The 13365-nt window shown below is 67.0% G+C and carries 10 protein-coding genes and 1 rRNA gene; 10 read left to right on the top strand and 1 reads right to left on the bottom strand.

Features of this window, described 5'->3' with window-relative positions:
- The 3 genes from rrf to glpK form a co-directional block, all read left to right on the top strand.
- Positions 1-78 (top strand): 5S ribosomal RNA (rrf, locus tag HBF32_RS19745); the annotation flags it as partial.
- A 425-nt stretch (positions 79-503) separates the two neighbouring features.
- Positions 504-2024: a glycerol-3-phosphate dehydrogenase gene (gene glpD / locus HBF32_RS17590; RefSeq protein WP_166701076.1), complete on the top strand. Its 1521-nt coding sequence runs from the start codon at positions 504-506 to the stop codon at positions 2022-2024.
- A gap of 99 nt (positions 2025-2123) precedes the next feature.
- Positions 2124-3632: a glycerol kinase GlpK gene (gene glpK / locus HBF32_RS17585; RefSeq protein WP_166701075.1), complete on the top strand. Its 1509-nt coding sequence runs from the start codon at positions 2124-2126 to the stop codon at positions 3630-3632.
- A 164-nt stretch (positions 3633-3796) separates the two neighbouring features.
- Here glpK and HBF32_RS17580 read toward each other — a convergent pair whose 3' ends face one another.
- Positions 3797-4732 (bottom strand): carbohydrate kinase family protein, encoded by a 936-nt coding sequence (locus HBF32_RS17580; protein WP_166701074.1) that lies wholly within the window; start codon positions 4730-4732, stop codon positions 3797-3799.
- A gap of 272 nt (positions 4733-5004) precedes the next feature.
- Between HBF32_RS17580 and HBF32_RS17575 the strand changes: the two genes are divergently transcribed.
- From HBF32_RS17575 to HBF32_RS19555, 7 genes are all read left to right on the top strand, one after another.
- Complete coding sequence (locus HBF32_RS17575) at positions 5005-6051, top strand: rod shape-determining protein (protein WP_166701073.1); 1047 nt, start codon at positions 5005-5007, stop codon at positions 6049-6051.
- 40 nt (positions 6052-6091) lie between these two features.
- The gene (gene mreC / locus HBF32_RS17570) at positions 6092-7090 is read left to right on the top strand and encodes a rod shape-determining protein MreC (RefSeq protein WP_166701072.1); all 999 of its coding nucleotides are present in this window, start codon (positions 6092-6094) and stop codon (positions 7088-7090) included.
- Positions 7087-7578: a rod shape-determining protein MreD gene (gene mreD / locus HBF32_RS17565; protein WP_166701071.1), complete on the top strand. Its 492-nt coding sequence runs from the start codon at positions 7087-7089 to the stop codon at positions 7576-7578. The genes mreC and mreD overlap by 4 nt, the downstream gene beginning before the upstream one ends.
- Entirely contained in the window at positions 7575-9587 is a 2013-nt protein-coding gene (gene mrdA / locus HBF32_RS17560; protein WP_166701070.1) for a penicillin-binding protein 2, read from the top strand. Before mreD ends, mrdA begins: the two co-directional genes overlap by 4 nt.
- A 41-nt stretch (positions 9588-9628) precedes the next feature.
- Positions 9629-10705 carry a rod shape-determining protein RodA gene (gene rodA / locus HBF32_RS17555; RefSeq protein WP_166701114.1) on the top strand — a complete coding sequence of 359 codons (1077 nt, stop codon included), beginning with the start codon at positions 9629-9631 and terminating at the stop codon, positions 10703-10705.
- 241 nt (positions 10706-10946) lie between these two features.
- Positions 10947-11978, top strand: coding sequence for a lytic murein transglycosylase B (gene mltB / locus HBF32_RS17550; protein WP_425482250.1), 1032 nt, complete (start codon positions 10947-10949; stop codon positions 11976-11978).
- Positions 11975-13330, top strand: coding sequence for a septal ring lytic transglycosylase RlpA family protein (locus HBF32_RS19555; RefSeq protein WP_275690455.1), 1356 nt, complete (start codon positions 11975-11977; stop codon positions 13328-13330). Before mltB ends, HBF32_RS19555 begins: the two co-directional genes overlap by 4 nt.
- Positions 13331-13365: the final 35 nt, after the last annotated feature.

Raw genomic sequence — 13365 nt, 5'->3', positions numbered from 1 at the left:
TCCCGAACTCAGAAGTGAAACGCGCATGCGCCGATGGTAGTGTGGCTCAAGCCATGCAAGAGTAGGTCACCGCCAGGGGCTTTATCCTAAAACCCGGTCTCGAATGAGGCCGGGTTTTTTCCTTGCTGTCGTGCCCAGCGGGCACGCACAGCAACAGGTCACCGCCAGGGGCTTTATCCCAAAAACCCGGTCTCGAATGAGGCCGGGTTTTTTCTTTGCTGTCGTGCCCAGCGGGCACGCACAGCAACAGGTCACCGCCAGGGGCTTTATCCCAAAAACCCGGTCTCGAATGAGGCCGGGTTTTTTCTTTGCTGTCGTGCCCAACGGGCACGCACAGCAACAGGTCACCGCCAGGGGCTTTATCCCAAAAACCCGGTCTCGAATGAGGCCGGGTTTTTTCTTATCCGTCGCACAGGAGCCGCTTTAGCGGCTCCTACAACGGGGCGGCGGCGTATAAGATCGCGTCAGGTCGGGACATCCTCCCGCCGGAATGGATGGCGGAAATGGTCGAGCAGGTCGATGTGCTGGTGGTCGGTGGCGGAGTGAACGGTGTCGGTATTGCGCGCGATGCCGTCGGCCGGGGCCTCAGCGTCTGGTTGTGCGAACGGGACGACCTCGCCTCCCATACATCCAGTTCCAGCACCAAGCTCATCCACGGCGGCCTGCGCTACCTCGAACAGTTCGAATTCGCCCTCGTCGGCAAGGCCCTGGCCGAGCGCGAGGTGTTGCTGCGCGCGGCACCGCACATCATCTGGCCGCTGCGTTTCGTTCTTCCCCATCAACCGCACTTGCGGCCGGAGTGGATGATCCGTCTCGGCCTGCTCCTTTACGATCACCTGGGCCGGGGGCGTCGTACGCTTCCCGGATCGCGGCGCATCCGCTTCGCCAAGCACGTCACCGGCAAAGCCCTGCGAGACGAATTCCACGCCGGCTTCGTCTACTCCGACGCCTGGGTGCAGGACGCGCGCCTCGTCGTGCTCAACGCGATGGACGCGGCCCGGCGCGGCGCACGCATCCAGACCCATACGCGCTGCGTCAGCGCGCGTCGCGAGGACGACGGCTGGACCGTCGAACTCGAAGCCCGCGATGGCGCACGGCATGTCGTGAAGGCGCGTGCCCTGGTGAACGCCACCGGGCCCTGGGCGGCCGAGTTCCTGGACGACGTGGCCCACGTGAAGCACGATCGCTCGCTGCGCCTGGTGAAGGGCAGCCACATCGTGGTGCCGCGGATGTTCGATCACCGCTATGCGTACATCTTCCAGCAGCCTGACCGGCGCATCGTCTTCGCCATCCCCTACGAACGCGATTTCACCTTGCTCGGCACGACCGACGTGGACTATACCGGCGACCCCTCGCACCCGGTCATCACGGCGGAGGAAGTTGCCTACCTGTGCGACGCGGCGAATCGCTATTTCCGGAAGCAGCTCACCTCGGACGACATCGTCTGGACGTATAGCGGCGTCCGTCCGCTCCTCGAGGACGACTCGGGCAAGGCGTCCGAAGTCACCCGCGACTACCTGCTCGACGTGGATCGCAACGGGCCGCCGCTCCTGAGCGTCTTCGGGGGCAAGCTCACGACGTTCCGCAAGCTGTCCGAAGAGGCCCTGGACATCCTCGCGCCCTTGCTGGGAAACGATCGCCCGGCCTGGACGGCCGACGCGCGGCCGTTGCCCGGCGGCGGCGAGCGCGACATCGAGGCGTTGCTCGACGACGTGCGTTCGTCGCGTCCCTGGCTGTCCGAGACGCTGGCATGGCGCCTGGTCCACAGCTACGGCACGCGCGCCCGCGACCTGCTCGGCGAAGCCCGTGGCCTGTACGACCTCGGCGAGCATTTCGGCGCCGACCTCTACCAGGCGGAGGTGGATTACCTTGTCCGTCACGAATGGGCGACGGCCGCGGAAGACATCCTGTGGCGCCGTAGCAAACTCGGCCTGCGCTTCGCGCCGCCGGACGTGCAGCGCCTTACAGACTATCTGTCGACGGCAGACCGGCGAGACACTTTCGGCATGATAAAGCTTCTGTAGGAGCCGCTATAGCGGCGAGGAAACCTCGCTACGCATTGGCAAGATTTCTCTCGCCGCTATAGCGGCTCCTACATTAATGCCGCGGGGTTTAATGTGACGATGAAGAAAACCTACATCCTCGCCATCGACCAAGGCACGACCAGTTCGCGTGCCATGCTCTTCGACCACGACGGCGGCATTGCCGGTACGGCGCAGCGCGAGTTCGCCCAGATCTTTCCCCAGCCGGGCTGGGTGGAGCACAACCCGCGCGACATCGTGACCAGCGTGCTGTCGACGATGACCGAGGCGATCAGCAACGCGCAGGTCGATCCGTCGCGTATCGCGGGTATCGGCATCACCAACCAGCGCGAGACCGCGGTCGTCTGGGACCGGCATACCGGCCAGCCCATCCATAACGCGATCGTGTGGCAGTCGCGGCAGAGTGCTGCCATCTGCGACCGGCTCAAGGCTGAAGGCCACGAGGACACCGTCCGCGAGAAGACCGGACTCCTGATCGATCCCTATTTCTCCGGGACCAAGGTGCGCTGGATCCTCGACCATGTGGAGGGAGCACAGGCGAGGGCCGAGGCCGGCGAGTTGCTGTTCGGCACCATCGACACCTGGCTGATCTGGAACCTCACCGGCGGCAAGGTGCACGTCACCGATGTCACCAATGCCTCGCGCACCCTGATGTACGACATTCATGCCCGTGAGTGGGACGACGAACTGCTGCGCATGCTGAATGTCCCCCGCGCCATGCTGCCCGACGTGAAATCGTCCAGCGAGGTCTATGGCAGCACCGAAGGAAGGCACTTTTTCGGCAAGGAAGTGCCGATCGCGGGCATCGCCGGCGACCAGCAGGCTGCACTTTTCGGGCAGGCCTGCTTCGAGGAAGGCATGGCGAAGAATACCTACGGGACAGGGTGCTTCATGTTGATGAACACGGGTGGGAAGGCCGTGCGTTCAGCCAACGGATTGCTGACCACCATCGCATGGAGTGTCGATGGAAAAGTGGACTACGCGCTCGAAGGCAGCATCTTCGTCGCGGGCTCCGTCGTGCAATGGCTGCGCGACGGATTGCGGATGTTCGGCAAGGCATCCGACTCGCAAGCGTACGCCGAACGCGCGAAGGACAGCGGTGGTGTGTATGTCGTGCCGGCGTTTGTCGGACTGGGCGCGCCGTACTGGAAGAGCGACGTGCGCGGCGCCGTGTTCGGACTGTCGCGGGGAAGCACGAAAGAACAGTTCATTCGCGCTGCGCTGGAGTCGATGGCCTACCAGACACGCGACGTGCTCGAGGCGATGCAGGCCGATGCCGGAATCAAGCTGAAGGAACTGCGTGCCGACGGCGGCGCCATCGCAAACGACTTCATGGCGCAGTTCCAGGCGGACATCCTCGACGTGACGCTGCTGCGGCCCAAGGTGCAGGAGACGACGGCGCAAGGCGCGGCATATCTCGCCGGCCTTGCCGTCGGCTTCTGGAAGGACAAGCAGGAGATCGCCGGACTCCGGGTCGTCGATCGCGAGTTCAGGCCGGCGATGGCGGAGGCTCGCCGCGAGGCGCTGTACGAAGGATGGAAGCAGGCGGTCGGCGCAACGATGGCATTCAAACCGCGCACAACCTTGTAGGAGCCGCTATAGCGGCGAGAAGCCGACGAAGCCATGAACCCATGAACCTATGAACCCCCAGGCATCGTCCTTCACCGCCATGGGTCTCCTGCAAGTGCAGGCGTGCAAGCAAAAAGGGCGGCGCATCGCTGCGCCGCCCCTTGTTTTACGATGTTTGGCGACGCTCAGCCCAGCGCGTAACCGAACTGGTCCTGGAACTCCGTCGCGAACTGGTCGTACGTGAAGTACTGGTTCTGCGTGCCCGGATGCTCGACCTTCAGCGCGCCCATCAGCGACGCCATGCGGCCGATGGTGGGCCAGTCGTAACCCTTCATGATGCCGAAGATGAGGCCGGCGCGGTACGCGTCGCCGCAGCCGGTCGGGTCCACCACCTGGCGCTCGCGCGCCGGCGGAATCTCCACCGTCTGGCCGTCCACATGGATCAGCGAACCGCGCGGGCCCTGCGTCACGATGTACGCGGTGACCTTCGATGCGATGTCCGACGCGCTCCAGCCCGTGCGCTGCTGCAGCAGCTGCGACTCGTAGTCATTGACGATCACATACGTGGACTTGCCGATCATCGAACGGAATTCCTCGCCGTTGAAGAGCGGCATGGCCTGGCCCGGATCGAAGATGAAGGGCACGCCGCGCGCGGAGAATTCTTCCACGTGCTGCAGCATCGCCTCGCGGCCGTCGGGCGCGACGATGCCGAAGGTGCAATGCGCGATGTCGCGCACGTGGTTTTCCTGCGCGCTCGACATGGCGCCGGGATGGAAGGCCGTGATCTGGTTGTTGTCCAGGTCGGTGGTGATGAAGCACTGCGGCGTGAACTGGTCGTCGAACTGGCGCACGCCGTCGAGACGAATGCCGAACTTCTCCAGGTGCGCACGATACGGCGCGAAATCCTGACCGACCGTGGCGACCGGCATCGGCTCGCCGCCGAGCAGCTTGAGGTTGTACGCGATGTTGCCGGCGCAGCCGCCGAACTCGCGGCGCATCGCCGGCACCAGGAACGACACGTTCAGGATATGCACCTGGTCCGGAATGATGTGGTTCTTGAACTGGTCCTGGAACACCATGATGGTGTCATAGGCGAGCGATCCGCAGATTACGGCAGTCATGCGTTGGGTGACCCTGAAGGTGGATGGGCGCGACCGGAATGGCCGTCGCGAGAAACGCCGCCCGCGCGGGGTCCGGCAAACCTGAGGATCGTACCGAAAAACGGACCCGGAGGCGAGTTTGCCGGTCCCGCCGGAGGCGCCCCGGCCGCGCCGGTTCCGCACGCATCATCCGGACTTACAAGGCTTTCTTAACGACTGTGCCCTTGCGTGGGGGAGGGCGCCAATCTAGACTCGCACGCTTACTTTTTCCCGCTATGGGCGCCCGCCGCATCATGTTCAAGAAGTTCCGCGGACTCTTTTCTAACGACATTTCCATCGACCTCGGCACGGCGAACACGCTCATTTATGTGCGCGGGCAGGGCATCGTCCTCAACGAACCGTCGGTGGTGGCGATCCGCCAGGACCGCGGTCCCGGCGGCCCCCGTGCCGTCGCGGCCGTGGGCGGCGACGCCAAGCGCATGCTGGGCCGTACCCCGGGCAACATCGCCACGGTGCGCCCCATGAAGGATGGCGTCATCGCCGACTTCACCATGACCGAGGCGATGCTGCAGCACTTCATCAAGCAGGTGCACCGTTCGCGCATGTTGCGCCCGAGCCCGCGCGTGCTGGTCTGCGTGCCCTGCGGCTCCACCCAGGTGGAACGCCGCGCCATCAAGGAATCGGCCGAAGGCGCCGGTGCCCGCGACGTCTTCCTCATCGAGGAGCCCATGGCCGCCGCGATCGGCGCCGGCATCCCGGTGCACGAGGCGCGCGGCTCCATGGTGCTGGACATCGGCGGCGGCACCTCCGAGGTGGCCGTCATCTCGCTCAACGGCATCGTCTACTCGCAGTCCGTGCGCGTGGGTGGCGACCGCTTCGACGAGGCCATCATCAACTACGTGCGCCGCAACCACGGCACCCTCATCGGCGAGTCCACCGCCGAGCGGATCAAGCTCGAGATCGGCTGCGCCTTCCCGCAGGGCGAGGTGCGCGAGATCGAGATTTCCGGCCGCAACCTCGCCGAGGGCGTGCCGCGCATGTTCACGATCAACTCCAACGAAGTGCTGGAAGCCCTCCACGAGCCGCTGTCCGGCATCGTGGCCGCCGTGAAGGCGGCGCTGGAACAGACCCCGCCGGAGCTCTGCTCCGACGTGGCCGAGCGCGGCATCGTGCTCACCGGCGGCGGCGCGCTGCTGCGCGATCTGGATCGCCTGATCTCCGAGGAAACCGGCCTGCACGTGCAGGTCGCCGACGACCCGCTGACCTGCGTGGCCCGCGGCGGCGGCAAGGCCCTGGAGATGATCGACCAGCACGGCAGCGATTTCTTCGCGTTCGAATGATGAGGGCGCTCGCGGCGCAGGGGCCGGAGCGCGCTGAATCATGGCCCTGAATCGCGACGACCAGTCGCCCCTGTTCGCACCGGGCGTGGCGGGCACGCTGCGCCTTATCGTCTACCTCGCGCTCGCCTGCGTGCTGATGGTGCTCGACCACCGCGGCGGCTGGCTGCCGAGCGTCCGCTACGGGCTCTCGCTCGTGGTCGAGCCGGTCTATCGCATCGCCGGCCTGCCGTCGCAGGGTTTCCATGCGGCGACGGTGGCCTTTGCCGATCGCCAGCGCCTCACCGACCAGAACCAGCGCCTGCGCGAAGACCTGCTGCTGGCCAACGCCAAGCTCAACCGCATGGCGTCCGTGGCCGAGCAGAACCAGCGCCTGAAGGAGCTGCTCGACACGCAGCACAGTCTTTCGCTGAACGTGCAGCTCGCCCGCCTGATCGGTGTCGACCTCGGCAGCTTCCGCCACCGCATCGTGCTCAACGTGGGCGCGCGCGACAAGGTGAAGACCGGCCAGGTGGTGATCGACGCGCGCGGCGTGATGGGCCAGATCGTGGAGGTGATGCCGACCACCTCCGTGGCGATGCTGATCACCGACCCCAACCATGCGATCCCCGTGACCATCGAACGCACCGGCCTGCGCACCATCGCCTACGGTTCGCGCGCGGGCGACATGCTCCTGCTGCCCAACATCCCGGTCTCCGCGGACGTACAGGTGGGCGACAAGCTCGTCACCTCCGGCCTTGGCGGGCGCTTCCCCGTCGGTTTCCCCGTGGGCGAGATCCGCGACGTGGCGCAGACCCCTTCCGGTACCTTCCTCTCGGCCCAGGCGAAACCGGCCGCGGACCTCGACCGCAGCGAGGACGTGCTCCTGCTGCACGACCTCGCGGAGGTCGACGGGCCGCCGGCGCCCGCGCCCGACGTCGGCCCGCCTGCCAGCCTCGCACCCGACCCGAACGCGACGCTCCCGGCCGTCACGTCGCCCACGGCGGCGCCGGTGCCGGCGAAGCCAGCCACCGCCGCCTCGCCGGCAGGGGGCACGCCATGAACAAGGTCCGCGTCCGCCAGCTCTGGTTCGCCGCCACGCTGCTGATCTCGCTCTTTCTCATGCTGATCCCGCTGCCGGGTCCGCTCACGCCGCTGAAGCCGTACTGGCCGGCCCTGGTGCTGCTCTACTGGTGCCTGCAATCGGGCGATCGCGTCACCCTGGGCCTCGCCTTCTGCCTGGGCGTGGCGGCCGACCTGTTCGACGGCGTGCTGCTCGGCGAACAGGCCTTGCGCCTTACCGCGATGGTGTTCATCGCGCTGCGCTTCCGCTCGCGCCTGCGCTTCTTCCCCATGTGGCAGCAGTCGCTGGCCGTGCTCGGCCTCCTCGTGAACGACCGCATCCTGCTCATGCTGGTACGGGTGTTCAGCGGCGATCCGCTGCCGCCGACGGAATACTGGATCTCGCCGCTGGTCGGCGCGGCCCTGTGGCCGTTCCTGTTCCTCATCCTCGACGACCTGCGCGCGCGCCTGCGCATCCACGAGGCATGAGCAGGCGGCGCGCCTCGATCAAGGAGGTCCGCGGCGAGGTGGCGCTGTTCCGCCGCCGCGCGCTGGCCGGCTTCGCGCTGATCCTGCTCGGCCTCGCGGCCGTCTGCGTGCGCTACGTGTACCTGCAGGTGCTGCACCACGACGAGTTCGTGGTGCGCTCCGACCAGAACCGGGTGAAGCCGCGCGCCATCCCGCCGGCGCGCGGACTCATCTACGACCGTAACGGCGTGCTGCTGGCGGACAACGTGCCCGCCTTCCGGCTCGAGGTCACGCCCGAGCAGGTCGCCGACATGGACGACATGCTGTCCCGGCTCGGCGCGGTGGTGCCGCTCAGCGACGAGGACATCGCCAGCTTCAAGAAGCAGGTGAAGCAGAGCCGGCGCTTTGAAGGGGTGCCGCTCAAGCTCAAGCTCACCGAGGACGAGATCGGCCGCTTCGCCGTGAACCGCTGGCGATTCCCCGGCGTGGACGTGGTGCCGTACCTCACCCGGCGCTACCCGATGGGCGCCCAGCTGGCCCACGTCATCGGTTACGTGAGCCGCATCGACGCCGACGACCTCGAAGGCATGGACGAGGAGGAAGAGGCCAGCTACAAGGGCACGACGCACATCGGCCGCATCGGCATCGAGCGCTACTACGAGAAGCTCTTGCACGGCGAGCCCGGCTACGAACTGGTCGAGGTGAACGCCGATGGCCGCACGCAGGCCGTGCTCGACACCACGCCGCCCACGCCGGGCAAGAACATCTACCTGACCATCGACGAGCGCCTGCAGAAGGCCGCGGAAGAGGCGATGAACGGCCGCGCCGGCGCGGCCATCGCCATCGATCCGCGCAACGGCCAGATCCTGGCCTTCGCCAGCGAGCCGAGTTTCGATCCCAACCTCTTCGTCAACGGCATCAGCTCCGCCGACTACAAGGCGCTGACCACGGCACCCGACAAGCCGCTGTACAACCGCGCGCTGCGCGGCGTGTATCCGCCGGGCTCGACGGTGAAGCCGTTCCTCGCCCTCGGCGGCCTGGAGATGGGCATCCGCCGGCCAAGCGATACCGTGCTCTCCACCGGCGAGTTCTGCATCCCGGGGCAGTCGCGCTGCTATCGCGACGACAAGCGCGGCGGCGACGGCACGGTGAACATGATCGGCGCCATCGAGAAATCCACCAACACCTATTTCTACAAGCTCGCCCTCGACATGGGCATCGACCGGCTCTCCGCATGGATGGGCAAGCTGGGCTTCGGCAGGAAGACCGGCATCGACCTCATCGGCGAGGTGGAAGGCGTGCTGCCTTCGCGCGAATGGAAGGCGACGCGCAGCAAGGCCGGCTGGTTCCCCGGCGAGACCATCATCTCGGGTATCGGCCAGGGCTACTGGGCCGTCACGCCGATCCAGCTGGCACATGCCGTCGCCACCTTCGCCGGTCGCGGCATCCCGTATGCGCCGCACCTGCTGCTCGACACGCAGGATGGCGTGGACAGCGCGCGCGTGCCGCAGACCTTTCCTCCCTCCGGGCCTTCGGTGGTCCGCAGGGCCGCCGACTGGGAAGCGGTGAACGAGGGAATGAAGGCGGTGATCAACTCCGGCAAGGGTACGGGCAAGAAGCTGGGCATCGGTTTCCCCTTCGTCATCGCGGGCAAGAGCGGTACGGCCGAGCGCTTCTCGCGCAAGACCGACGCCTACGACACCAACAAGAACAAGGCCTACCTGGCCAGCCGCCACCGCGCGCTGTTCATCGCCTATACCCCGGCCGACGACCCGAAGATCGCGGTCGCCGTGGTGCTCGAGGCCGGTGCATGGGGCGCGGAAGATTCGGGTCCGATCGCGCGCAAGATCCTCGACCAGTGGGTGGTGGACGAGGGCGGCCAGCGTCCGGTCGACTTGACGCCAGGCAAGATCGTCACGGCCGACACCGTCCCCGAGGCGGAGGCGGCGGAAGCCTCCTCCGTGGGGGGCGTGCCGCCGGCGACCGCGGAAAGCACCGCGCCGCCCTACGACAACGGCGAGGACCAGTAACCGTGCTCGTACAACTGTCCGTCCGCCTGAAGCGCTTCGGCATGCGCATGCTCACCCGGCCGCGGCTGGACCTGCCGCTGCTGCTGGCGCTGTTCCTGCTGGCCTGCGCGGGCCTCGCCACGCTCTACAGCGCGGGCGGGGGCAATTATTCGCTGGTGGGCGGGCAGGCCGCGCGCTTCGTCCTCGGCGCGATCCTGCTGCTGGTCATCTCGCGCATCCCGCCACCGGTGCTGCGCTCGTGGACGCCCTGGCTCTACATGGGCAGTACGGCGCTGCTCGTGGTGGTGGCGGTGCTGGGCGAGGGCAGGGGCGCCTATCGCTGGCTCGACCTGGGCGTGATGCGTTTCCAGCCTTCCGAGCTGCTCAAGCTGACCATGCCGATGATGGTGGCCTGGTACCTGCATCCGCGCCAGCTGCCGCCCGGCTGGAAGGATATCGCCGTGGTGGGCCTGCTCATCGCGGTGCCGGCCGGCCTCATCGCCGAACAGCCGGACCTCGGCACGGCGTTGCTGGTGGCCGGTGCGGGCGCCTTCGCGCTGTTCCTTTCCGGCATGGCGTGGTGGCGCATCGGGCTCCTGGTGGGCGGCGCGGCGGCGACGGTCCCGGTGGCGTGGCAGTTCCTCCATGAATACCAGCGCAATCGCGTGCGCACCATGTTCGACCCCGAATCCGATCCGCTGGGCAACGGCTGGCACATCATCCAGTCGAAGATCGCCGTGGGCTCGGGCGGCGTCTTCGGCAAGGGCTGGCAGCACGGCACGCAGTCGCGCCTCGATTTCCTGCCCGAGCACACCACCGACTTCATCTTCGCCGTGTTCTCGGAGGAGTTCGGCCTGATCGGCGTCATCGCCATCATGCTGCTCTACGCGTTCATCATCGGCCGCTGCCTGTGGATCGCGATGAACGCGCGCGACACCTATTCCCGCCTGCTGGCGGGCGCCATCGGCATGAGTTTCTTCGTCTACGTGGCGGTGAACGGCGGCATGGTGGCCGGCATCCTGCCCGTGGTGGGCGTGCCCATGCCGCTGGTGAGCTACGGCGGCACCTCCGCGGTATCGCTGCTCACGGGCTTCGGCGTGTTGATGTCGATCCATGCGAACCGTAAATTGCACGATTGATCGGCTTCATCGCCCTGCTTTTGTAGGAGCCGCTATAGCGGCGAGGGGAACCTGCCTCGCCGCTTCGTCGCTTCGTGGGTTTCTCGCCGCTATAGCGGCTCCTGCCAAGGGCGCATACCCTCAGCCCTTCTTCGCTTCGTTGGCTTCTCGCCGCTATAGCGGCTCCCACAAGACAGCTCCGGCCTGAACGCTTCTGCAAATGGCCCCGGATACGCCAGATGCGCGTGTTACGCTTCGGCGTATGGATGAAGTTCTCGCCGCGCGCCGCGCACGACCCGCCCGCCCATTCCCGCGCCTCGCCGGCGCGATGATCGCCTTCCCCCTCCTGTTCGCCACCGCCGCCCACGCCGGAACCCATCCGGGGCAGGAGAAACTGGTGCGCGAAGTGGCGAGGGACACCGGAAAAAGCCAGGCCTCGCTCAATGCGCTACTGGACGGCGCGAAGAAACAGCAGGCCATCCTCGACGCGATCAGCCGGCCCGCCGAGGGCAAGCCCTGGCGCGATTACCGCCCCATCTTCCTCACCGAGAAGCGCATCGCGGCCGGCGCGGACTTCTATCGCGAACACCGTGCGTTGCTCGAAGACATCGGTCGCAAGTACGGCGTGCCGCCCGAGTACATCGTGGCCATCGTGGGCGTGGAGACCTCCTACGGCGGCAATACCGGCAAATGGAAGGTGCTCGACGCGCTGGCCACGCTGGCCTTCTACTATCCCAAGCGCGCGCCGTTCTTCCGCGAGCAGCTGAAAGTACTGCTGGAACTGCCGCCGAACCACCTGGGCGGTCCGCTCGACACGCTCACCGGCTCCTACGCCGGCGCGCAGGGCTGGGGTCAGTTCATGCCCTCTTCCATCCGCGACTGGGGTGTGGATTACGACGGCGACGGCCGCATCGACATGAAGGGGTCGATGGGAGACATCTTCGCGAGCGTGGCGAACTACTTCGCGCAGCATGGCTGGGAGGCTGGCGGCCCCGTCGCCGCGCGTGCCCAGCCCGACGCCGGCGCCGTGCCGCCGGACGTGCCGAAGGACTGGCGTCCGGTCGCGCCCGTGGAATCCTTCGTGGCCGAAGGGTACGCCCCGCTGCAGCACCTGAACCCGGGCCGCGACGCGCAACTGGTGCGCCTCGACGGCCCCTCGGGCGATGAGTACTGGTTCGTGTTCCAGAACTTCTACGTGATCACCACCTATAACCGCAGCCCGATGTACGCCATGGCGGTCGATCAGCTGGCGCAGGAAATCCGTGCGCGCGTAGCGGTGGCAGGCTCGCCATGACGCGGAACCTCGTGGGGGCGGTGATGAATGCGACCGTCGCCCCTGCGAAGGCAGGGGCCCAGTGTCTCTTGCCTCCGGCCCATGGCGCCCTCGGGCGGAAGTCGCTGGGTCCCTGCCTTCGCAGGGACGACGGCCTGTTGCGGTTCGGCAGGTTCTTCGCGGTGGTGCTGCTCGCCCTGCTGCTTGCCGCCTGCGGCGGCTCGAAGAACGCCCGTCCGTCGTCGCGCGGCAGCGGTTCATCGTCCTCCGCGCGCGGCTACGACGATATCCGCAAGAACCAGACCAGCCGCTACCGCAGCCGCAGCGACAGCGTCCCTACCGATGCGCCGGACGTGAGCAAGCTCCCCGAGCCGGTGCCGAAGGTGGAGCCGCGCTCGCTCTACGGCAACAAGTCGCCGTATTCCGTGCTCGGCCAGACCTACAACGTGCTGCCCAGCCCGCGCGGCTACGTCGAACGCGGCATCGCCTCCTTCTACGGGAACAAGTTCCACGGCTACAAGACCTCGAGCCTCGAGGAATACGACATGTACCAGTTCTCGGCGGCGCACAAGACCCTGCCGCTGCCGAGCTACGCGCGCGTCACCAACCTGGAGAACGGCAAGAGCGTGATCGTGCGCATCAACGATCGCGGGCCGTTCCACGAAAACCGCATCATCGACCTGTCCTTCGCCGCGGCCGTGAAGATCGGCGTGTGGCCCAAGGGCACGGGGCTGGTGGAAGTGCGCGCCATCGACCCGACCGACCCCCGCAGCGACCGCGGGGCACCCTACGTGAACACGGCCCCGAAACCCGCCCCCGTCACCGCGCCACCTGTGGGAGCCTCTCGCTCTGTAGGAGCCGCTATAGCGGCGAGAAGCCCACGGAGCGGTGAAGCGATGAGGCAAACTTCCCTCGCCGCTATAGCGGCTCCTACAACGTCGCAGCTGCCTTCGCCGCGAACCGTGGCGACCCCCGCGGCGGCCGTGGGCGCCATGCCGGTGGCCGAGGAAACCGACGGCTACGGCGACGGCAGCGTGGCCGGCATGACCCACGTCTCGCCGGCCCAGGCCCTGCCGCCGGTGGCGGGCAGCGCCGCCACGGTCCCGGCGGGACGCATCACGCCCCCTGTGGCCGGCAAACCCAGCATCTATCTCCAGGTCGGCGCCTTCTCCGACGCGGCGAACGCCCAGCGCGTGGCCGACCAATTGAACCGTGCCGGCCTCGGGCCGGTCAGTGTCGTGGAGACGCAGGTCGGTGGCCGCAGCATGCGCCGTGTCCGCGTGGGACCGCTTTCCGACGTGGACACCGCCGACCGCCTCACCAACCAGATCGCCGGGATGGGCCTGCCCAGGCCGCAGGTCGCGGTAGACTGACCTCCTTTTTTGTTGCTTTGACTGGACCGCTGAAA

Source organism: Luteibacter yeojuensis (assembly GCF_011742875.1).
Lineage (GTDB): Bacteria > Pseudomonadota > Gammaproteobacteria > Xanthomonadales > Rhodanobacteraceae > Luteibacter > Luteibacter yeojuensis.
Note: the sequence above shows the minus strand (reverse complement) of the source record. Positions and strands in the feature narration are given on the sequence as shown.